The following is a 21,256-nucleotide window of genomic DNA, read 5'->3' on the forward strand; positions in this document are numbered from 1 at the left end:
TAAGCTTATCCACAATTGCTGGGGCAAAAATCAGCAATCCGTCCTGGGTCAATTTTCAATCGGCAGGGTGGGTCAGTTTTCAATCAGCGCCAACAATCCAGCACCAGAAGGCCATCGGAATGCGCGGCGGCGATGGATTCGAGCGCGTTATCCGTGGAGCGCCACGAGCGCACCAGACGCGGCCCGCCGTAGATCGAGGCAGCCACTTGTAGGTGGGTGGTCTTGCCGCCTGAACTGTCGCCGTACAAGTGGAAGCCGCCCGACTCATGGCCGAGCATGTGCAGCAGTGGGCCAGCAAAGGCCACGCCGACGACGAACGCCAATCGATGATTACCGACGCACAGTGCGCCGATTTGCTCCTGCCACTGCTCAAGCGTGCCCGCTTCGCTGATCGGCGGAAGCTGAGAGCCGGCCTCGTAGAAGTGCAGGTGTTCGCTGTGTGCGCCGACCTGTTGCTCGGGCAGCAGAAAGGCGCTGTCGTGCCAGCCCAAGCGGGTGACCAGTCGTGCCCGTTGCGCGCTGTCGAAGCCGCCGAGGTAACTTTGCAGGTCGTTGCGTGCGTTGCGTCCTGAGCGGCTGCCCGCGAGACGCAGGCCCATGTCCACCAACGGTCCGAGTACGTCCTTGCCGAAGTCGCCGGTCATGGTGCGCGCCGGGATGTTCCAGCGTTTTTTGGCGCCGTCGGGATCGTCGAACTCGACCAGTAGGCCCCAGTTCTGGCCTTTGTCGTCGCGGGTACGGGCGAGGATTTCCAGAGGCGAACACACCGGCCGCGCTTCGCCGTCGTCGCCTGCATAAAACACGCCTTCGGGCGTGAGGCGGAAGCCTCCGGGCATCAGGTCATTTTTCGATTTCGCGGGACGCTTGGTGGCAGTTTTTGTCTTCGGTTCTGGTTTGGTCTCGGCCTGCTCAGGCTCTGTCTTTTCGACAACCAAACCGAACAGTTCGCCGCTGCTTTCCAGCTCGGCGAAGTGCGCCGCCGTCCAGCCTTTGGTGAGTGCATCGGCGGCGTCGTCGCCGTCGTCCCATTGACCACCTTTAGCGAAGGCGGCGCGGCCGTTCTTCAGCGTGGGCTTGCGTTTGAACACGTCCACCGCGACGACCCGCACCGAGGCGGCGCCGATTTCACGCAGCTTATCGGCGACGGCTTCCATGCACGCTTTGCCGCTGACATCGTTGTCCGGCCACACCAGCACGTCGCGACCTTTGAGCGGAGTCAGGTCGGCTTTGTGCCAAGAGTTGGAGCCATTCGGCCAGCAGGTGGCCACGTGGCCCGGCAGCAATTCAGCGGCGGCGTCGGCAGCTTTCTCGCCTTCGCACAGGGCAACCGGCGCGTCGACGCGTTGGGCCAGTTCATCAAGACGCAGCAGTGGTCGTGGATCTGGGAGACCCTGCCAGCGCCATTGCGTGGTCTGGCCATCGGCGCGCTGGCACCATGTCAGGGGAGCAAAGACCTTCTTCGGCTTGCCGTCGTCATCGGGGCCGAGGTCGAAGCGGTAGAGCGCCATGAGTGGCTGGCCCTGTGCATCACGATAGATCCACACCTTGGACGGCGCGCCGTGCTGCCGGTGCTTGGCCGGGCACTTGTTCATGGCCTCGGCCGGGATCGGCTGAATGGCATTCCACTCAGATGCTTTTGTCTTGGCGGGCGCTGGCTTCGCCTGGGCGGCGCCGGGCGACACGTTGAGCAGATCCGCCAGTTTGTTACAGGCCTCGACGTCGGTGCCGCCGTCCAGATAGCGCACCAGATCGATCAGGTCGCCGCCTTTGTCGCCAGTGGCGAAGTCGGACCACGTGCCCTTGCTCAGACTGATTTTGAGCGAACCGGCGCGTTTATCGCTGCGGGTCGGATTCGGGGCGGTGTATTCCTTGCCGCCGTCCACGCGCTTACCGTTGGGCAGCCAGTGCGTCAGGACACGATTAATGTCTTTCAGTGCGGCGGCTTTCACGTCGGCGAAGCTGGGACGTTTCGCGGAGTTGCTTGGGCGTTGGCTCATGCGTCAGCCCTCGGCAAAAACAGCGCGTCGTTGATGTCGTCGATCAGGGCTTTGGCCATCTCGCCCAGGTACAGAGCAGGCCAACTGAAACGCTCGCCGCTGTCGCTCATGGCGGCGTCCAAGTTGAGCTGGTTGGCGTGATGCTGCAGCAGGGAAACCATCTCCAGTGCGTCTTCGACCGGTACTCCGGCATTGACCCGGAACAACTTCAAATCGGTGGCATTAACGCGAGTAAATGTGGCACGACCCAGCGTGGTGGAAGTGGTCATCGCGCACCGCCTTTCTGCGCTGCAGGAATCGAGGTGGTGTCACCGTGCAAGGCGAGGGTTTTGATCAGGCCGAGAGTGCCGCGTACGTCCCAAAGGACGGCTGCGATCACATGATTGGCGAGGCGCGAGGTTTCGCTTTCGAAGTGATCTTCAAGCAGCATCAGCACCGAGTCCGCGCGATCAATGGCGCAGGTGATGGCGTCGATCGGCACGCCAGCTTCTACGGTTGGATTAACGCACAGCAAATCTTCGGGGAGTGAAAAACTCAGAGCGTTGCTCATCGGGCACCGCCTGCGGTTTCGAGTGCGCGGGCTTTGGCCATGTGGTTGTTGAAGCGGGCAAGACGAGTGGCGAGACTGGAGTTGGCGTGTAAAGCGGCGAGAGCCATTGCACGATGGGCAGCGGCGCGATTTTTGAACGGATTGAGGGCGTGTTGCATTTGTGAAGGCTCCTTGTACTGAGGAACCGCCACCGTCTGCCGCCAAGCAGATTAGGGTGACGGATTGCGCAGGATTGGCGGACCGGCGTACAAGGAGACCGGCGCACCCGAGGGTGCTCCTACGCAACCCGCCATAACACGGGAATGCGGGCACAAAAAAAGCGCCTGCAATCGTAATGGGGGCGCTGTTGCGCCTTGTACTGTTTGGACCGCCAAGCCCAATCGCTGAATTTGCAGCGACGGCCTGAGAGTAACGTCCGTTTTTCGAAAGTGCAACCGTGCGTATAACTTGCGAAATTTTCAGGTGCGGCATAAATTGTTCTGGCATGTAGATTTACCTCAACGCCTCCGGATCTCTCCCGGGGGCGTTTTTATTTCAGGCATGAACTTCCCAGCGCAGGGAAAGCAGGGGCAGGAAGTCACCATCGATCATGGCGCGAGCATCTTCGTAGGCGGCTGCTTGCTGGCCTTCATCGACAGTCACTGCATTGAATTTTTCGGTGTGGAAGGTAATGGCGCACCAGGTGCCGTCAGGCCAACTGAGCACACCAACGACGCGACTTTGTTTTTCCTGCCGGCTGCGATAACGCTCAAGGCGTTGCATGTGACTCGGCGAAAAACCGACTTGGCGCAGAATTGAGAAGGGTTGCAACACTGCCGTAGTGATAGGTCTTTTTCTCATGCTGCCACCCGATCACGTGCAGCGATGCGCGCGCGAGTCCATGCTTGAATCTCTCCGAGCACCCACGCGACTGGCGCACTTCGGGCGTTACTGTTACTTAGCTTCACTGGGAGTGGAAATCCACTCTCAGGTTGGCGCATGAGCTTGTAGATGGTCGGGCGGGCAAGCCCAACGATTGATACCACCTCGGGCATACGGATGAGAGTCGTGGCGGGGTCGTGTGAAGCAAGGTGTTTTATTGCGGTAGTCATAGCGATCCAAACCTGCGTTTATTGAGACGACAGGCCATACGCTACGGAGAGGGAGGGGAACGGACTGTGTCCGTTCCCTTTTTTTTATTTGAGTGGTCGAAGACCTAGCGCGGTCAAATGATCGCGGATGGTTTTCTTGGTGCCGTGAACGGCCTGGTCGAACAGCAGGTTGGTTAGCTCTGCATCTGTCAGGTTTCGTTTCTCGATTCGCCGGCCTGCAATAATTTGCTCTGCGGCTACCTTTATGTTTGAGCGCCGATCCATCGCTTCTATTTGTGTTTTAGAGCCTGCCTCTTGATTACCTTTGCCAGCCTCTTGCCCGCGTTTAGATGCCTTCGCTGAGAAGGCTTCGTCAAGTAGTCGAAGCATCAGACTCGATGTGTTGAAGCCATTTTTGGATACATCGATGCTCTCCACCTGGCGATAGAGGCTTGCCATCATCAATGTCTGATTAGCCTCACCTTTCAAGACTGCAAACTGCTCTCTCGCTTCTATTTCAAGGCCGGAGCGGCGATCTCGTTCTTTGTCGATAAGAGCCGCGTACTGGCGGGGTGAGTCCTTTCTTAGCCCCTCTATCAGATCCGCATCTATATCGTAGGTAGCGACCTCGAGCTCGAAGAGCCAATTTGAAAGTATTTCCACAGCTTGTACGCCGAGTACCAGGGCAAAAGCTGCAGCGAGTTGTGAATCTGTAGCTGGATGATCGATCCCGAGAAAGCCTCGAATGACGTTAGGCAGTGAAGCTGCTTCCGCAGAGCTTGCACGTTCACCGATGGCATCCCGGAGTCGAAACAAGGTTCTTGTGACTGATTCTGCACTGGTCGCGTAGGAGCCATCCTCAAGCCAGAACGAAGTTGCCACGCCGATGAGGTCGAAAGCTTCTCTGAAATGCTCGTGGAAATGTGGATACAACGCTAACTCACGCACTGCTAGTTCGGCGTCATCCATGTCCCAAATCAGACACTTCACTTCGGTCCCTGCGATTTCTAGTTCTTCAGGTTCAATACCTAGCTCGATATCCATTTAGGCCGCCCCTCGCCCCGAGACAGGCGCGCTGTTCCAGCGTCGTGGATTGGATAAAGCCGCTGCCGACAGGACGGACTCGGGGATATTTCTGTTACACGACTTCGTGTCGTTACACTTGAGGCATTCGAGGTGAAAACAACGTGTAACTGATAAATAATTCATTATTATCAATGAGTTGCATGGCTTCGTTACACCTGTAACACGCGTTACACCGATTTTTGAGGGGGGGCGATTACGTACGCTCATACCGCCTTCCCAAACTGTCCCTGCACCACATTACCCGCTGCCATTTGCTCAAGGTGGTCGGCATACCACTGCATCATCACTACACGCTGTTCTAGGTACTGAGCCTTGTTATAGACCCCTGAAATACCTTCCTCTTTGTGGGCAAGCTGCGCCTCAACGTGTTCTTTAGGCCAGCCATGTTCTCGAAGCAATGTGCTCGCTGTGTGGCGAGTCCCGTGTCCAACGAGACGACCTTTGTAGCCTATGGTGGCGAAGACCTTGTTGATTGTGTTTTCACTGATGGTCGGATTTTTTGCTCCCACTCCTGGGAAGAGCCAGCGGCTGCGACCGGTTAAGCAATACAGCTCTTTCAGTGCCGCAACGGCTTGGTGGGGAAGGGGGCATACAAAATCCCGGCGCATCTTCATCTTGGCTGCAGGTGTAGTCCAAATGGATTTTTCAAGGTCGAATTCTTTCCATTCAGCCAATCGAACCATGCCGGGTCGTGATGCTGTCCAGACACAAAGCCATGCAGCAGTGCGGGCTGTCAGTCTGCTCGGTGTGTTTTTGAGCGCTTGGAGGAATTCAGACAGCTCAGGCTCCAGCAAATGTGGATGCTGCTGAGTCTTAGGAGCTTGTGCTGCAATGTCACGCAGGCGGCTGCCTGGATCGTTTTCGGTGAGCCCTAGGCCGATGGCTCGACCGAAGATCTGATTGATCCACGTGCGGCACTTTTCCGCCACGTTGTGTGCGTTTCGAGCCTCGAGGGATGCCTGGAGTTCTGCGCAGTCGGTACGGGTAATTTCGTCGAGGGGCTTATCTCCCAATGCCGGGAGGATGTCTTTGTTGAGGTAAGTGCGGATTTTGTTAAGAGTGGAGGGAGCGAGGCCCTTTTCTTCTTTGGCCTTGAGCCAAGCTTCAGCAGCAGCTCGGAAGGTCCGAGTCCTGGCAGCGTCAATGGCAGCTTTGGCGGAGCGTTTCTGTTCGAGAGGATCGGCGCCGCTGCTAACTACCTTGCGTAGTTCAGCAGCTTTGTCCCGTGCCAATGCACCGCTTACTTCCGGGTAACCCCCGAGCCCCATCCAGGCCCAATTGCCCGCCGGACGTTTGTAGCGGAGCTGCCAGGATTTCCCACCATCAGGTTTGACCCTGAAGTAGAGGCCGTTTCCGTCCAGCTCCCTGTATTCCTTTGATTCTGGCTCCAGCCCCGCAAGCGTAGTGTCTGCTAGAGGGCGGCGCTTGATATATGCGCGCTTCATCCTTGTATCCCAAAGTTCGGCATTTTTCTCAGGATACAAGCAGGGATACAGGGATACAACGGATAAGGGGATACAGAGGTAGATAGCCAGACACAAAATATCCGGCTCAAGTGGCCGGTTTCTCTGGGTCTGAGAGTCTGGTAGAGACTTTCAGATACTGCTATATGGTGCCCCGAGGGAGACTCGAACTCCCACTCCTTTCGAAAACGGATTTTGAATCCGCCGCGTCTACCAATTCCGCCATCAGGGCTCAATGGCGGCGAAGTATAGAGATGAGATTACCGTCGGTCAATCAGGTACATAGAGAATTTTCACTATTTCGGCTAGACTTCCGGCCCCTGCTAGACGAACCCCATCATGCGCGTTGCTGACTTTACTTTCGAACTCCCTGATTCGCTGATTGCTCGCCACCCTTTGGCCGAGCGTCGCAACAGTCGCCTGTTGACCCTGGATGGGGTCAGCGGCGCCCTGGCGCACCGTCAATTCACTGATTTGCTCGAGCATTTGCGCCCGGGCGATTTGATGGTGTTCAACAATACCCGGGTGATTCCGGCGCGGCTGTTTGGCCAGAAGGCTTCCGGCGGCAAGCTGGAAATTCTGGTGGAGCGGGTGCTCGACAGTCATCGCGTGCTGGCCCATGTGCGTTCCAGCAAATCGCCCAAGCCCGGTTCGAAGATCCTGATCGACGGCGGCGGCGAGGCAGAAATGCTGGCGCGGCACGACACGTTGTTCGAGTTGGGCTTCACCGAAGAGGTGTTGCCGCTGCTCGATCGCGTCGGGCACATGCCGCTGCCTCCTTATATAGATCGCCCGGATGAAGGTTCGGACCGCGAGCGTTATCAGACCGTGTACGCCGAGCGCCTGGGCGCGGTGGCGGCGCCGACGGCGGGGCTGCATTTCGATCAGCCGCTGATGGAGGCGATTGCCGCCAAGGGCGTCGAGACCGCGTTTGTGACCTTGCACGTCGGTGCGGGCACGTTCCAGCCGGTGCGCGTCGAGAAGATCGAAGATCACCACATGCACACCGAATGGCTGGAAGTCGGCCAGGACGTGGTGGATGCGGTGGCCGCGTGCCGCGCGCGCGGTGGTCGGGTGGTGGCGGTGGGGACCACCAGCGTGCGTTCCCTGGAGAGCGCCGCCCGCGATGGCGTGCTCAAGCCGTTCAGTGGCGACACGGACATCTTTATCTACCCAGGCCGGCCGTTCCATGTGGTCGATGCCCTGGTCACCAACTTCCATTTGCCCGAATCCACGCTGTTGATGCTGGTTTCGGCGTTCGCCGGTTATCCCGAAGCCATGGCTGCCTACAAAGCAGCGGTGGAGCATGGTTACCGCTTTTTCAGCTACGGTGATGCGATGTTTATCACCCGTAATCCTGCGCCGACTGCCCCTAAAGAATCGGGCCCAGAGGAAACTGTATGAGTCGTATGTCGTTTGAACTGCTGGCCACTGACGGCAAGGCGCGTCGCGGTCGTTTGACCTTCCCGCGCGGCACCGTCGAGACCCCGGCTTTCATGCCGGTGGGCACGTATGGCACCGTCAAGGGCATGTTGCCGCGGGATATCACCGCCACCGGCGCGGAAATCATTCTGGGCAACACCTTCCACTTGTGGCTGCGTCCGGGCACCGAAGTGATCAAGAAGCACGGCGACCTGCACGATTTCATGCAGTGGAAAGGCCCGATTCTTACAGACTCCGGCGGTTTTCAGGTATTCAGCCTGGGCGCGATGCGCAAGATCAAGGAGGAGGGCGTGACCTTCGCCTCCCCGGTCGACGGCGCCAAAGTGTTCATGGGTCCGGAAGAGTCGATGCAAGTCCAGCGTGACCTGGGCTCCGACATCGTGATGATTTTCGACGAATGCACCCCGTACCCGGCCGACGAAGACGTCGCTCGCGTGTCCATGGAGCTGTCGTTGCGTTGGGCCCAGCGTTCGAAAAACGCCCATGGCGACAACACGGCGGCGCTGTTCGGCATCGTGCAGGGCGGCATGCACCAGGACCTGCGCATGCGCTCCCTGGAAGGCCTCGACAAGATCGGCTTCGATGGCCTGGCCATTGGCGGTCTGTCGGTGGGCGAGCCCAAGCACGAGATGATCAAGGTGCTGGATTACCTGCCGGGCCTGATGCCGGCTGACAAACCTCGTTACCTTATGGGCGTTGGCAAACCGGAAGATCTGGTTGAGGGTGTGCGCCGCGGTGTGGACATGTTCGTTTGCGTGATGCCAACCCGTAATGCCCGCAATGGGCATCTGTTCATTGATACAGGCGTGCTGAAGATCCGTAACGCGTTCCATCGCCATGATGATTCGCCGCTGGATCCGACCTGCGATTGCTACACCTGCCAGAACTTCTCCCGTGCTTATCTGCACCATCTGGACAAGTGCGGCGAAATGCTGGGTAGCATGTTGAATACCATCCACAATTTGCGCCATTACCAGGTGCTTATGGCTGGTTTGCGCGAGGCTATTCAACAGGGTACATTGGCCGCCTTTGTCGATGCCTTCTACGCCAAACGCGGGTTACCTGTTCCGCCTTTGGACTGAGTTTTCTGACCCCAAGATTCAACATTTGCAACTGGAGTGCTAAATGAGCTTTTTTATCTCTAATGCCATGGCCGACGCTGCTGCACCGGCAGCTGCAGGCCCAATGGGCGGCGGCTTCGAGTGGATTTTCCTGGTCGGTTTCCTGGTCATCTTCTACCTGATGATCTGGCGTCCACAGGCCAAGCGCGCCAAAGAACAGAAGAACCTGCTCGGCAGCCTGCAAAAAGGCGACGAAGTTGTGACCACCGGTGGTATCGCCGGCAAGATCACTAAAGTGGCAGACGATTTCGTGGTTCTGGAAGTTTCCGACACCGTGGAAATGAAGTTCCAGAAAGGCGCCATCGCCGCCACGCTGCCAAAAGGCACGCTAAAAGCGATCTAAGTTTCAACTTCTACTCAATCGACGGGGCGCGCAAGGCGCCCCGCGTCATAAGCGGGCGGCGTGATGCTGAACAAATACCCTCTGTGGAAATACATTCTGATCCTGGCGGTGCTGGCGGTCGGTCTGATTTATTCCGCTCCCAATCTTTACCCTGATGACCCGGCCATTCAGGTCAGCGGTGCAAGTACTGCACTGTTGGTCAATCAGGCTGATCTGGATCGCGTGAGCACTGCGCTCAAGGAATCCGGGATCAACGTCAAGGCAGCCACGCTGTCGGCCAACGGCAAGGGCGGCCTGATTCGCCTGACCAAGGCTGAAGACCAATTGCCTGCCAAGGATGTTGTGCGCAAGGCATTGGGTGATGACTACGTCGTTGCACTGAACCTGGCACAAACCACCCCGCAATGGCTGCGCAGCCTCGGCGCGCACCCGATGAAGCTGGGTCTGGACTTGTCCGGTGGTGTGCACTTCCTGCTGGAAGTGGACATGGACAAAGCCCTCGACGCACGCCTGAAAGTCTACGAAGGCGACGTCAAGAGCCTGTTGCGTAAAGAGAAACTGCGCTATCGCAGCCTGCCGCAACTCAATGGCGCCATTCAGCTGGGCTTCACTGACGAAGCAACCCGCGAACAAGCCCGTGCGCTGGTCCGCAAGAACTTCAACGATTTCGACATTGTTCCGGCCGACCTGAATGGTCAACCGGTGCTGCGTCTGGCGATGACCCCGGCCAAGCTGGCGGAAATCCGTGAATACTCCATCAAGCAGAACTTGACCACGGTACGTAACCGCGTCAACGAACTGGGTGTTGCTGAGCCGATCGTCCAGCGTCAGGGCGCCAACCGCATCGTGGTTGAGCTGCCGGGCGTGCAGGACACCGCAGAAGCCAAGCGTATCCTCGGCAAGACGGCCAACCTTGAGTTCCGTCTGGCCGCTGAGCCAGGTGCTTCGAAAGCCACTTCCGAAAGCTTCGAGTTCCGTGAAGGCAAGCGTCCGCCGGCACAGATCGAGCGTGGCCTGATCATCACTGGTGACCAGGTAACTGACGCCAAGGCTGGCTTCGGCGAGCACGGCACGCCAGAAGTGAACATCCGTCTGGATGGTCACGGTGGAGAGCTGATGAGTCGTGCGACTCGCAGCAACGTCGGTCGCAGCATGGCGGTGATCTTCATCGAACAACGTCCGGTCACCACTTACACCAAGCAAGTGGTTGATGGCGTCGAGAAAGACGTCGCGGTGCAAACGTTCAAAGAAGAGAAGAAGATCATCAGCCTGGCGACCATCCAGTCGCCGCTGGGTGCTCAGTTCCGCATCACTGGCCTGAACGGCCAGGGCGAATCGTCCGAACTGGCGCTGCTGCTGCGTGCCGGTGGTCTGGCTGCGCCGATGTACTTCGCTGAAGAGCGCACCATTGGCCCGAGCCTGGGTGCGGACAACATCACCAAAGGTATCGATGCATCGCTGTGGGGCATGCTGTTTGTCTCGCTGTTCATCATCGCCATCTACCGCTTCTTCGGCATCATCGCCACTGTCGCTCTGGCAGTGAACATGGTGCTGCTGCTGGCCTTGATGTCGCTGCTGGGTGCAACGCTGACCCTGCCGGGTATCGCCGGTATCGTATTGACCATGGGGATGGCGGTCGACGCCAACGTTCTGATCTTCTCGCGGATTCGTGAAGAGATTGCGGCGGGCATGACCGTACAACGGGCAATCAACGAAGGCTTCGGCCGGGCATTCACCGCGATTCTCGACGCCAACCTGACAACATTGCTGGTCGGCGGGATTCTCTTTGCGATGGGCACCGGCCCGGTCAAAGGCTTCGCAGTGACCATGTCCCTCGGGATCTTTACCTCGATGTTCACGGCCATCATGGTGACCCGCGCGATGGTCAACCTGATCTTCGGCGGTCGGGACTTCAAGAAGTTGTGGATTTAAGGGGCTGCCATGTTACGTACAATCAACTTCATGGGCGTTCGCAACTTCGCGTTCGGCGTCACATTGTTCCTTACCGCACTGGCGTTGTTCAGCTGCTGGCACAAGGGCATGAACTGGGGCCTGGACTTCACCGGCGGTACGCTCATCGAGCTGACCTACGAGCGTCCGGCCGATGTTTCCAAGGTGCGTACCCAACTCTCTGAGTCGGGTTACCACGAAGCCATCGTGCAGAGCTTCGGTGCAACTACCGACCTGCTGGTGCGTATGCCTGGCGAAGACCCGCAACTGGGTCACCAGGTCGCTGAAGCACTGCTGAAGGTCGGCGGCGATAACCCGGCGACGGTCAAGCGCGTAGAGTTCGTCGGCCCGCAGGTCGGTGAAGAGCTGCGCGACCAGGGCGGCCTCGGCATGCTGATGGCGCTGGGCGGCATCCTGATCTACCTGGCTTTCCGCTTTCAGTGGAAGTTCGCGGTCGGCGCCATTGTCTCGCTGATCCACGACGTGATCGTGACCATCGGTATCCTGTCGTTCTTCCAGATCACTTTCGATCTGACGGTACTGGCGGCGGTATTGGCGATCATCGGTTACTCGTTGAACGACACCATCGTGGTATTCGACCGGGTTCGTGAGAACTTCCGTGTACTGCGCAAGGCGACCCTGATCGAGAACATCAACATCTCGACCACGCAAACCTTGCTGCGGACCATGGCGACGTCGATCTCCACCTTACTGGCGATCGCGGCACTGCTGTTCTTCGGTGGCGACAACCTGTTCGGCTTCTCCATTGCCCTGTTCATCGGTGTTCTGGCGGGTACTTACTCGTCGATCTACATCGCGAACGTGGTACTGATCTGGCTGAACCTGAGCAGCGAGGATCTGATTCCTCCTGCGGCGACCGAGAAGGAAATCGACGACCGTCCATAACGGCCATCGTTTTTCCAGCTGTCAGCCAAAAAAGGCGCGAGTTGAACTCGCGCCTTTTTTTATGCTCCAAGGCTGGGAGAAGCGCGGACAACGATCCGCATGTGATGGTCAGGAGGTTCATGTGAACAAGTCGTTGCTGGTTGGTGCGGTACTGGGTGCTGTCGGTGTGACTGCCGGGGGCGCTGTTGCCACCTACAGCCTGGTTAAAAGCGGCCCTGAGTATGCGCAAGTATTGGCCGTTGAACCGGTTAAGACACAGATCAAGACTCCACGTGAAGTATGCAAGGATGTTGCAGTAACCCGTCAGGCACCGGTCAAGGATCAACACCAGATCCTCGGTACGGTCCTGGGTGCGGTAGGCGGTGGTTTGCTCGGCAACCAGATCGGCAGCGGTAACGGCAAGAAGCTTGCTACCGTGGCCGGTGCAGTCGGTGGTGGCTACGCGGGTAACAAGGTCCAGGAAGGTATGCAGAATCGCGATACCTACACCACGACCCAGACTCGCTGTAACACCGTGAATGACATCAGCGACAAGGTTGTCGGCTACGACGTCCGTTATTCGCTGGACGGCAAGGAAGGCAAAGTGCGGATGGATCGCGATCCGGGCAACCAGATTCCGGTCGACAAGGAAGGTAAATTGATCCTGTCGCAGAACGAACCGGGTCAGTGATGAGCTGATTGCCAGGCACAAAAAGAAGCATCCGGAAGGGTGCTTTTTTTATGCCCCCATTTCCACATCACCCCAATTTTCCCTTGTGGGAGCGGGCTTGCTCGCGAATGCAGTCTTACATTCAACATATGTGTCGACTGATACACCGCATTTGCGAGCAAGCCCGCTCCCACATGGGTTTTATGGTGGTCTTGAGTCAAACCCCGGGCATAAAAAAAGCACCCCGAAAGGTGCTTTTTTTGTGGGCGTTCGCTTAGCGTTTCAGCGAAGCCGGCAGGTGCGGCTGGATGGCCGTCAGGACTGCCTTGAAGCATTTGGTGTTACCGGCAACGACGTGGCCTTTTTCAAGGAAGTCGTGACCGCCGGTGAAGTCGCTCACCAAACCGCCGGCTTCCTGAATCAGCAGGGCGCCTGCAGCCATGTCCCACTCGGACAGGCCCGACTCCCAGAACGCGTCGAAACGGCCGGCAGCCACGTAGGCCAGGTCCAGGCTTGCGGAACCAGCGCGGCGGATGCCGGCGGTCTGGCCAACCAGGGCGCGGAACATGCCCAGGTAGTTGTCGAGGTTGTCCATCTGGTCGTCACGGAACGGGAAACCGGTACCCAGCAGGGCGCCGTCCAGGCTGGTGCGACCGCTGACGCGCAGGCGACGACCGTTCAGTTGAGCGCCGCGACCACGGCTGGCGGTGAATTCTTCCTGGCGAACCGGGTCCAGAACAACAGCGTGTTCCAGGCGACCGCGGTATTTGCAGGCGATGCTGACAGCGAAGTGTGGAATGCCGCGCAGGAAGTTGGTGGTGCCGTCCAGCGGATCGATGATCCACAGGTATTCTTCGCCTTCGCCGCTGCCCGGGTGCATGCCGGTTTCTTCACCGAGAATGCCGTGGGTAGGGTAGGCCTTGCGCAGCGCGTCGATGATTTTCTGTTCGGCGGCGCGATCCACCTCGGATACGTAATCCTTGGCGTCTTTTTCGTCGACCTTGATGGTATCCAGGCGCTCGATGGAGCGGAAGATCAATTCACTGGCGCTGCGGGCGGCGCGCAGCGCGATATTCAGCATGGGCTGCATGGATGTGTCACCTAAGGTTGTTAAAGAAAGCCGGGCATTCTATCAGAACTTTTCTACAGGTGAAGGTCGGTGTTCGCTTTCATAGCTTAACGGTAGCGTGAGCTGTAAGATTCGGCTCCCCAATTCTGTGTTCGAGATCGCCTCCCGTGCTGCATAACATTCGTGTCGTCCTGGTCAATACCAGCCATCCCGGCAACATCGGCGGGGCTGCGCGTGCCATGAAGAACATGGGCCTGTCGCGGCTGGTGCTGGTCGAACCGCGGTTGTTCCCGCATCACGAGGCCGATGCCCGTGCCTCTGGCGCCGGGGACATCCTTGAAAACGCGCAAGTCGTCGCCACCTTGGAAGATGCCTTGGTCGGCTGCAACCTGGTCCTCGGCACCAGTGCCCGTGACCGTCGTATCCCTTGGCCACTGCTCGATCCCCGCGAATGCGGTACGAAAGTGGTCGAGGAAGCCGCTCAAGGTGCAGAGATCGCCTTGGTCTTTGGTCGTGAAGATTCCGGCCTGACCAATGAAGAGCTGCAGCGATGTCATTATCACGTGCACATCCCATCAGACCCTGAGTTCAGTTCGCTGAACCTTGGGGCAGCGGTGCAGGTGTTGAGTTATGAAGTGCGCATGTCCTGGCTTGCGGCCCAAGGCCAGCCGAGCAAGGTCGAGAAGGATGAAGTGGCGTCCACCAAAAGTGGTGAACTGGCGACCATGGATGAGTTGGAGCGATTCTATGAACACCTGGAGCAAACCCTGGTGGCCATCGAATTCCTCGACCCGGAAAAGCCACGGCACTTGATGGCGCGCCTGCGTCGGTTGTACGGACGAAGCTCGGTCAGCCGGGCGGAAATGAATATATTGCGTGGCATCCTCACGGAAACCCAGAAAGCGGCCCGTGGCGAGCTTCTTAAGCGGAAGGATTAAAAATGTTCGAGCGTTTGCGTGAAGATATCCAGAGTGTTTTCCACCGTGATCCGGCTGCGCGTAACGCTTTTGAAGTCCTGACCTGCTATCCCGGCATGCACGCCATCTGGATCCATCGCCTGTCGTCGGCCCTGTGGGGCATGGGCTGGAAATGGCTGGCGCGGTTGGTGTCGAACTTCGGTCGCTGGTTGACCGGGATCGAGATTCATCCGGGCGCCAAGGTCGGTCGTCGCTTCTTTATTGACCACGGCATGGGCATTGTCATCGGCGAAACCGCTGAAATCGGCAACGACGTCACCCTTTATCAGGGCGTGACTCTGGGCGGCACCAGTTGGAACAAGGGCAAGCGTCACCCGACCCTGGAAGACGGGGTTGTGGTGGGGGCGGGCGCCAAGGTGCTTGGGCCGTTCACGGTCGGCGCCGGGGCCAAGGTCGGTTCCAATGCGGTAGTGACAAAGGCTGTTCCGCCAGGTGCGACGGTTGTTGGGATTCCGGGGCGGATCATCGTCAAGTCCGATGAAGAGCAGGACGCCAAGCGCAAGGCCATGGCTGAGAAGATCGGTTTCGATGCCTACGGCGTTGGCGAAGACATGCCGGACCCGGTGGCGCGTGCCATCAATCAGTTGCTCGATCATTTGCAGGCGGTTGATGGGCGACTGGAGGGGATGTGCGGGGCGCTGAAGGATTTGGGCAGCAATTACTGTGCGAAAGATCTGCCTGAGCTGCGCGAAGAAGACTTCGCCTGCGTGAAAGACAAGGACGAAACCAAGGCCAGCTAAACCGCGTTGGCTCCTTCGCGAGCAAGCCCGCTCCCACACTGGATCTGTGCCGCCTGTGGGAGCGGGCTTGCTCGCGAAGAACGATAACGCGCATTTGCTGGTGGTACGCAGCCAGCATTTGCTATGATGCGCGCGCTCTTTTGCGGGTAAACCTGACTAAAGTACTAGGTCTTATAGTTGACTTAAATACTCGGGAATAGCATACTCGCCCCCATTCCGAACTCCGTGGTAATTGTCCATGAGACTGACTACAAAAGGCCGATACGCCGTGACCGCCATGCTTGACCTGGCGTTGCATGCGCAGCACGGGCCGGTGTCCCTGGCCGATATCTCCGAGCGCCAAGGCATCTCCCTGTCCTACCTCGAACAGCTTTTCGCCAAATTGCGTCGTAGCAATCTGGTTTCCAGCGTTCGCGGTCCGGGTGGCGGCTACCAACTGTCCCGCGACATGCAGGGCATCCAGGTCGCCCAGGTGATCGATGCGGTAAACGAATCGGTCGATGCAACCAAATGCCAGGGCCAGGGCGATTGCCATCAAGGTGACACCTGTCTGACCCACCACTTGTGGTGCGATCTGAGCCTGCAGATTCACGAATTTCTGAGTGGTATCAGCTTGGCTGACCTTGTGACTCGCCGTGAGGTGCAAGAAGTAGCCCAGCGTCAGGACCAGCGCCGTTGCAATGGCAAGGCGCCACGCCTGGACAAGATTGAAGCGTCCGCCGTCGAATGACAGCCAAAGAGCTAGCGGCACGCCAGCCAGCCTGATTTAGGAGATAGTCCATGAAATTGCCGATTTACCTTGATTACTCTGCGACCACCCCGGTTGATCCGCGTGTCGCGCAAAAGATGAGTGAATGCCTGCTGGTCGACGGAAACTTCGGTAACCCGGCGTCCCGTTCCCACGTGTTCGGCTGGAAAGCTGAAGAGTCCGTCGAAAACGCTCGTCGTCAGGTCGCAGACCTGGTCAACGCCGACCCGCGTGAAATCGTCTGGACCTCCGGTGCCACCGAATCCGACAACCTGGCAATCAAGGGCGCGGCGCATTTCTATGCGACCAAGGGCAAACACCTGATCACCACCAAGATTGAGCACAAGGCTGTCCTCGACACCATGCGCCAACTGGAGCGTGAAGGCTTCGAAGTGACTTACATCGAGCCGCGCACTGATGGTCTGGTGACGCCTGAGATGGTTGAAGCTGCACTGCGTGACGACACCATCCTGGTTTCGATCATGCACGTGAACAACGAAATCGGAACCGTCAACGACATCGCCGCCATCGGCGAACTGACCCGCTCCAAGGGCATTCTGTTCCACGTTGACGCGGCTCAGTCCACCGGCAAGGTCGACATCGACCTGTCGAAGCTGAAAGTCGACATGATGTCCTTCTCTGCCCACAAGACCTACGGTCCTAAAGGCATTGGCGCACTGTACGTCAGCCGCAAGCCGCGTGTTCGCATCGAAGCGACCATGCACGGCGGCGGTCACGAACGTGGCATGCGTTCCGGCACCCTGGCGACCCACCAGATCGTCGGCATGGGTGAAGCCTTCCGCGTAGCCAAGGAAGACATGGCTGCCGAGAACGTGCGCATCAAAGCCCTGAGCGACCGCTTCTTCAAACAGGTCGAAGGCCTGGAAGAGCTGTACATCAACGGCAGCATGACCGCCCGCGTACCGCACAACCTGAACCTGAGCTTCAACTACGTTGAAGGCGAGTCGTTGATCATGGCCCTTAAAGACCTGGCGGTTTCGTCCGGTTCGGCCTGCACCTCGGCTTCCCTTGAGCCTTCGTACGTACTGCGCGCCCTGGGCCGCAACGACGAACTGGCACACAGCTCGATTCGCTTCACCTTCGGCCGTTTCACTACCGAAGAAGAAATCGACTACGCCGCGCAGAAAGTCTGCGAGGCCGTTACCAAGCTGCGCACTTTGTCGCCGCTGTGGGACATGTACAAAGACGGTGTCGACATTTCGAAAATCGAGTGGGCGGCACACTGATTTCAAGTCGCCGCAAACCGGCCCTGCAATACTTTGGTGTGCAGGGCTCAAGAGCGACTCTCTGATGAGTGAGGATTAAGAATCATGGCTTACAGCGAAAAGGTCATCGACCACTACGAGAACCCGCGCAACGTCGGCAAGATGGACGCGGAAGACCCGGATGTCGGCACTGGCATGGTCGGCGCTCCGGCGTGCGGCGACGTGATGCGCCTGCAGATCAAGGTTAACGAGCAAGGCATCATCGAAGACGCCAAGTTCAAGACCTACGGTTGCGGTTCGGCGATCGCCTCCAGCTCCCTGGCGACCGAGTGGATGAAAGGCAAGACTCTGGATGAAGCAGAGACCATCAAGAACACTCAACTGGCCGAAGAACTGGCCTTGCCGCCGGTGAAAATTCACTGCTCCGTACTCGCTGAAGACGCTATCAAAGCGGCCGTTCGCGACTACAAGCAGAAGAAAGGCTTGATCTGACTTTCAAGATTTGGCGACGAGTAAGGAGTCACCGATGGCTATCAGCATGACAGAAGCGGCAGCTCAACACGTGCGACGCTCCCTCAACGGGCGCGGCAAAGGTGAAGGGATTCGTCTGGGTGTTCGCACCACAGGCTGTTCCGGCCTTGCCTACGTGCTGGAGTTCGTCGACGAGGTGGTTGCAGAGGATCAGGTGTTCGAAAGTCACGGCGAGAAAGTGATTATCGACCCTAAGAGCCTGTCCTACCTCGACGGCACCGAACTCGATTTCGTCAAGGAAGGGTTGAACGAAGGCTTCAAGTTCAACAATCCCAACGTACGCGGTGAATGTGGCTGCGGCGAAAGCTTCAACATCTGAGGCTGCGCGTGGGTACTCCTTGTCATTTCGCTTTATTTGAACTGCAGCCGAGCTTCCGTCTGGATCTCGAACAGTTGGCCACGCGCTATCGTGAGTTGGCGCGCGGTGTTCATCCGGACCGCTTCGCCGACGCTCCCGAGCGCGAGCAGCGGCTGGCACTCGAGCAATCCGCGAACCTCAACGAGGCCTACCAGACGCTCAAGAATCCCCCAAAGCGCGCGCGCTACTTGCTCGCCATGGGTGGTCGCGAGTTGCCGCTGGAGGTCACGGTGCATGATCCGGAGTTTCTTCTGCAGCAGATGCAATGGCGCGAAGAGCTCGAAGACCTGCAGGACAGCGCCGACCTGGCCGGCATTGCCGTGTTCAAGCGTCGCTTGAAAGTTGCGCAAGATGAACTGAACGAAAGCTTCGCAGCCTGTTGGGATGATGCAGCGCAACGTGAGCAGGCCGAACGCCTGATGCGGCGGATGCAGTTCCTCGACAAGCTCACCTACGAAGTGCGCCAGTTAGAAGAGCGCCTCGACGATTAACCCAGTGCCGCCCAGGTTGCACGCCTGATATACAGATAAGTCCTGATTACGATGGCCCTACTGCAGATCGCCGAACCCGGCCAAAGTCCTCAACCGCACCAGCGTCGTCTGGCTGTGGGGATCGACTTGGGCACTACCAATTCGCTGGTCGCTGCATTGCGCAGTGGTCTTTCCGAGCCCCTGGCCGACACCAACGGTCAGGTCATCCTGCCGTCCGCCGTGCGCTATCACGCCGATCGCGTGGAAGTGGGCGAGTCCGCCAAGCTGTCCGCCGCTACTGATCCCCTGAACACTGTGCTGTCGGTCAAGCGCTTGATGGGTCGTGGTCTGTCCGACGTCAAGCAATTGGGCGACCAACTGCCATACCGCTTTGTCGGTGGCGAGTCGCACATGCCGTTCATCGACACCGTGCAAGGCCCGAAAAGCCCGGTCGAAGTCTCCGCCGAAATCCTCAAGGTGCTGCGTCAGCGCGCCGAGGCGACGTTGGGTGGTGAATTGGTTGGTGCGGTGATTACCGTTCCGGCCTATTTCGACGACGCTCAGCGTCAAGCCACCAAGGATGCGGCCAAACTGGCCGGCCTGAACGTGCTGCGTTTGCTCAACGAGCCGACCGCAGCAGCAGTGGCTTACGGTCTGGATCAGCACGCCGAAGGCCTGGTCGCGATTTATGACCTGGGCGGCGGCACCTTCGATATTTCGATTCTGCGCCTGACCGGCGGTGTGTTTGAAGTGTTGGCCACCGGTGGCGACAGCGCCCTGGGCGGCGATGACTTCGATCACGCGATCGCTGGCTGGATCATCGAGAGCGCCGGTTTGTCCGCCGACCTCGATCCGGGTGCGCAACGTAATCTGCTGCAAACCGCCTGTGCGGCCAAAGAAGCGCTGACCACCGTATCGACCGTTGAAGTCGCTTACGGTGACTGGAAAGCCCAGCTGACCCGCGAAGCCTTTGATGCGCTGATCGAGCCGATGGTCGCCCGCAGCCTGAAAGCTTGCCGTCGCGCCGTGCGTGATTCCGGTATCGAACTGGAAGAAGTGCATGCCGTGGTCATGGTCGGTGGTTCGACTCGCGTGCCTCGTGTTCGCGACGCTGTGGCCGAAGCCTTCGGTCGCCAACCGCTGACCGAAATCGATCCGGATCAAGTGGTGGCCATCGGTGCCGCGATCCAGGCCGATACCTTGGCGGGCAACAAGCGCGATGGCGGCGAACTACTGCTGCTCGACGTGATTCCGTTGTCCCTGGGGCTGGAAACCATGGGCGGCCTGATGGAGAAGGTGATTCCACGCAACACCACCATCCCTGTCGCCCGCGCCCAGGACTTCACGACTTATAAAGATGGCCAGTCGGCCATGGCGATTCACGTGTTGCAGGGTGAGCGCGAGCTGATCAGCGACTGCCGCTCCCTGGCCCGTTTCGAACTGCGCGGCATTCCAGCGATGGTGGCCGGCGCGGCGAAGATTCGCGTGACCTTCCAGGTCGATGCCGACGGTCTGCTCAGTGTCGCGGCCCGGGAACTGGGTTCGGGCGTGGAAGCCAGCATCCAGGTCAAGCCGTCCTACGGCCTGACCGACGGCGAAATCGCCAAGATGCTCAAAGATTCGTTCCAGCACGCCAACGACGACAAGGTCGCCCGAGTGTTGCGTGAGCAACAAGTCGATGCCCAGCGCCTGATCGAAGCGGTGCAGGGCGCCCTCGAAGTCGATGGCGAACGCCTGCTCGACGCCGAAGAGCGCATGGTCATCGAGATGCAAGTGCAGGAACTGACCGAATTGATGAAAGGCACCGATGGTTATGCCATCGAGCAGCAGACCAAGCGTCTGTCGCAAGTGACCGATGCCTTTGCTGCCCGCCGCCTGGACTCGACGGTGAAAGCCGCGCTGGCGGGGCGCAACCTGAATGAAATCGAGGATATCTGATGCCGCAGGTCATTTTTCTGCCACACGATAAGTTTTGCCCGGAAGGCATGGTTGTCGAGGCTGAGCCGGGGACTTCCATCCTCGAGCTCGCCCATGAGCACCATATCGAGATGGAAAGCGCCTGTGGCGGCGTCTGTGCGTGCACCACGTGTCATTGCATCATTCGTGAAGGCTTTGACTCGCTGGAAGAAGCGGACGAACTGGAAGAGGACTTTCTTGATCGGGCCTGGGGTCTGGAAGCGCAATCGCGTCTAGCCTGTCAGGCACTCGTCGGAAATGAAGACCTGACCGTCGAGATTCCGAAATACTCGCTCAACCATGCAGCTGAAGCGCCGCACTGATTCAAGGAAGTGTTTTATGAGTCTGAAATGGGTTGATGTGCTGGAAATCGCGATCCAACTGGCTGAATCCAAGCCAGAAGTGGACCCGCGCTACGTGAACTTCGTCGATCTGCACAAATGGGTGCTGGCATTGCCGGAGTTCAGTGATGATCCGACCCGCGGTGGCGAGAAGGTGCTTGAAGCCATTCAGGCCGCCTGGATCGAAGAAGCAGACTGAGTCTGCGCCGTACGCAGTTAGGCAATACCAAAGAACCCGCGTATAATTCGCGGGTTTAATTTT

Annotated in this window: 24 protein-coding genes, 1 tRNA gene and 1 pseudogene; 16 read left to right on the forward strand and 10 right to left on the reverse strand. The window is 58.5% G+C overall.

What is annotated here, in order from left to right; translation table 11 throughout:
* Positions 1–95: 95 nt before the first annotated feature.
* The 9 genes and pseudogenes from ACIQY3_RS33380 to ACIQY3_RS33420 all read right to left on the reverse strand — a co-directional run.
* Positions 96–1,997, reverse strand: a pseudogene (locus tag ACIQY3_RS33380) (DUF927 domain-containing protein); the annotation flags it as partial.
* Positions 1,994–2,266, reverse strand: coding sequence for a DUF3077 domain-containing protein (locus ACIQY3_RS33385; protein WP_403028775.1), 273 nt, complete (start codon positions 2,264–2,266; stop codon positions 1,994–1,996). The gene ACIQY3_RS33385 and the pseudogene ACIQY3_RS33380, both read right to left, overlap by 4 nt.
* The gene (locus ACIQY3_RS33390; RefSeq protein WP_403028778.1) at positions 2,263–2,547 is read right to left on the reverse strand and encodes a hypothetical protein; all 285 of its coding nucleotides are present in this window, start codon (positions 2,545–2,547) and stop codon (positions 2,263–2,265) included. The genes ACIQY3_RS33385 and ACIQY3_RS33390 overlap by 4 nt, the downstream gene beginning before the upstream one ends.
* On the reverse strand, positions 2,544–2,705 hold the full coding sequence (locus ACIQY3_RS33395) for a hypothetical protein (RefSeq protein ID WP_403028781.1): 162 nt from the start codon (positions 2,703–2,705) through the stop codon (positions 2,544–2,546). The genes ACIQY3_RS33390 and ACIQY3_RS33395 overlap by 4 nt, the downstream gene beginning before the upstream one ends.
* Positions 2,706–3,081: 376 nt before the next feature.
* A complete protein-coding gene (locus tag ACIQY3_RS33400; RefSeq protein ID WP_403028783.1) occupies positions 3,082–3,387 on the reverse strand; it encodes a hypothetical protein in 306 nt (101 codons plus the stop codon).
* Positions 3,384–3,638 carry an AlpA family transcriptional regulator gene (locus ACIQY3_RS33405; protein ID WP_172791591.1) on the reverse strand — a complete coding sequence of 85 codons (255 nt, stop codon included), beginning with the start codon at positions 3,636–3,638 and terminating at the stop codon, positions 3,384–3,386. Before ACIQY3_RS33405 ends, ACIQY3_RS33400 begins: the two co-directional genes overlap by 4 nt.
* 84 nt (positions 3,639–3,722) lie before the next feature.
* Positions 3,723–4,661 (reverse strand): hypothetical protein, encoded by a 939-nt coding sequence (locus ACIQY3_RS33410; protein ID WP_403028787.1) that lies wholly within the window; start codon positions 4,659–4,661, stop codon positions 3,723–3,725.
* A 245-nt stretch (positions 4,662–4,906) separates the two neighbouring features.
* Complete coding sequence (locus ACIQY3_RS33415) at positions 4,907–6,148, reverse strand: tyrosine-type recombinase/integrase (RefSeq protein ID WP_403028790.1); 1,242 nt, start codon at positions 6,146–6,148, stop codon at positions 4,907–4,909.
* 165 nt (positions 6,149–6,313) lie between these two features.
* A tRNA-Leu gene (locus ACIQY3_RS33420) sits at positions 6,314–6,398 on the reverse strand.
* 107 nt (positions 6,399–6,505) lie between these two features.
* Between ACIQY3_RS33420 and queA the strand changes: the two genes are divergently transcribed.
* The 6 genes from queA to ACIQY3_RS33450 all read left to right on the forward strand — a co-directional run bounded on the left by queA (position 6,506) and on the right by ACIQY3_RS33450 (position 12,599).
* Positions 6,506–7,570 (forward strand): tRNA preQ1(34) S-adenosylmethionine ribosyltransferase-isomerase QueA, encoded by a 1,065-nt coding sequence (gene queA, locus ACIQY3_RS33425; protein ID WP_054045401.1) that lies wholly within the window; start codon positions 6,506–6,508, stop codon positions 7,568–7,570.
* A 5-nt stretch (positions 7,571–7,575) separates the two neighbouring features.
* The gene (gene tgt, locus ACIQY3_RS33430) at positions 7,576–8,691 is read left to right on the forward strand and encodes a tRNA guanosine(34) transglycosylase Tgt (protein ID WP_403028819.1); all 1,116 of its coding nucleotides are present in this window, start codon (positions 7,576–7,578) and stop codon (positions 8,689–8,691) included.
* A 43-nt stretch (positions 8,692–8,734) separates the two neighbouring features.
* Entirely contained in the window at positions 8,735–9,073 is a 339-nt protein-coding gene (gene yajC / locus ACIQY3_RS33435; protein ID WP_003185175.1) for a preprotein translocase subunit YajC, read from the forward strand.
* Between the two features lie 63 nt (positions 9,074–9,136).
* On the forward strand, positions 9,137–11,005 hold the full coding sequence (secD, locus tag ACIQY3_RS33440; RefSeq protein WP_054045397.1) for a protein translocase subunit SecD: 1,869 nt from the start codon (positions 9,137–9,139) through the stop codon (positions 11,003–11,005).
* A 9-nt stretch (positions 11,006–11,014) separates the two neighbouring features.
* Complete coding sequence (gene secF, locus ACIQY3_RS33445) at positions 11,015–11,929, forward strand: protein translocase subunit SecF (RefSeq protein WP_403028794.1); 915 nt, start codon at positions 11,015–11,017, stop codon at positions 11,927–11,929.
* A gap of 121 nt (positions 11,930–12,050) precedes the next feature.
* The gene (locus ACIQY3_RS33450; protein ID WP_403028797.1) at positions 12,051–12,599 is read left to right on the forward strand and encodes a glycine zipper 2TM domain-containing protein; all 549 of its coding nucleotides are present in this window, start codon (positions 12,051–12,053) and stop codon (positions 12,597–12,599) included.
* Positions 12,600–12,852: 253 nt separating this feature from the next.
* Here ACIQY3_RS33450 and suhB read toward each other — a convergent pair whose 3' ends face one another.
* Positions 12,853–13,668: an inositol-phosphate phosphatase gene (suhB, locus tag ACIQY3_RS33455; RefSeq protein WP_008147729.1), complete on the reverse strand. Its 816-nt coding sequence runs from the start codon at positions 13,666–13,668 to the stop codon at positions 12,853–12,855.
* Positions 13,669–13,814: 146 nt separating this feature from the next.
* Between suhB and trmJ the strand changes: the two genes are divergently transcribed.
* From trmJ to iscX, 10 genes are all read left to right on the forward strand, one after another.
* Positions 13,815–14,585, forward strand: a complete 771-nt coding sequence (gene trmJ, locus ACIQY3_RS33460; protein ID WP_054613614.1) for a tRNA (cytosine(32)/uridine(32)-2'-O)-methyltransferase TrmJ — start codon at positions 13,815–13,817, stop codon at positions 14,583–14,585.
* 2 nt (positions 14,586–14,587) lie between these two features.
* Positions 14,588–15,364, forward strand: coding sequence for a serine O-acetyltransferase (gene cysE / locus ACIQY3_RS33465; protein ID WP_403028800.1), 777 nt, complete (start codon positions 14,588–14,590; stop codon positions 15,362–15,364).
* A gap of 238 nt (positions 15,365–15,602) precedes the next feature.
* Complete coding sequence (iscR, locus tag ACIQY3_RS33470) at positions 15,603–16,094, forward strand: Fe-S cluster assembly transcriptional regulator IscR (RefSeq protein ID WP_054045389.1); 492 nt, start codon at positions 15,603–15,605, stop codon at positions 16,092–16,094.
* A 50-nt stretch (positions 16,095–16,144) separates the two neighbouring features.
* Entirely contained in the window at positions 16,145–17,359 is a 1,215-nt protein-coding gene (locus tag ACIQY3_RS33475; RefSeq protein WP_054045387.1) for an IscS subfamily cysteine desulfurase, read from the forward strand.
* An 84-nt stretch (positions 17,360–17,443) separates the two neighbouring features.
* Positions 17,444–17,830 (forward strand): Fe-S cluster assembly scaffold IscU, encoded by a 387-nt coding sequence (gene iscU, locus ACIQY3_RS33480; protein ID WP_003443374.1) that lies wholly within the window; start codon positions 17,444–17,446, stop codon positions 17,828–17,830.
* A gap of 34 nt (positions 17,831–17,864) precedes the next feature.
* On the forward strand, positions 17,865–18,188 hold the full coding sequence (gene iscA, locus ACIQY3_RS33485) for an iron-sulfur cluster assembly protein IscA (RefSeq protein WP_054045385.1): 324 nt from the start codon (positions 17,865–17,867) through the stop codon (positions 18,186–18,188).
* Between the two features lie 8 nt (positions 18,189–18,196).
* Positions 18,197–18,718 carry a co-chaperone HscB gene (gene hscB, locus ACIQY3_RS33490; protein WP_054045383.1) on the forward strand — a complete coding sequence of 174 codons (522 nt, stop codon included), beginning with the start codon at positions 18,197–18,199 and terminating at the stop codon, positions 18,716–18,718.
* Between the two features lie 51 nt (positions 18,719–18,769).
* Positions 18,770–20,635, forward strand: a complete 1,866-nt coding sequence (hscA, locus tag ACIQY3_RS33495; RefSeq protein WP_403028803.1) for a Fe-S protein assembly chaperone HscA — start codon at positions 18,770–18,772, stop codon at positions 20,633–20,635.
* On the forward strand, positions 20,635–20,976 hold the full coding sequence (gene fdx, locus ACIQY3_RS33500) for an ISC system 2Fe-2S type ferredoxin (protein WP_054045379.1): 342 nt from the start codon (positions 20,635–20,637) through the stop codon (positions 20,974–20,976). Before hscA ends, fdx begins: the two co-directional genes overlap by 1 nt.
* A 16-nt stretch (positions 20,977–20,992) precedes the next feature.
* The gene (iscX, locus tag ACIQY3_RS33505) at positions 20,993–21,193 is read left to right on the forward strand and encodes a Fe-S cluster assembly protein IscX (protein ID WP_017340315.1); all 201 of its coding nucleotides are present in this window, start codon (positions 20,993–20,995) and stop codon (positions 21,191–21,193) included.
* Positions 21,194–21,256: the final 63 nt, after the last annotated feature.

The organism is Pseudomonas sp. NPDC096950 (assembly GCF_044762525.1).
Taxonomy (GTDB): Bacteria; Pseudomonadota; Gammaproteobacteria; order Pseudomonadales; family Pseudomonadaceae; genus Aquipseudomonas.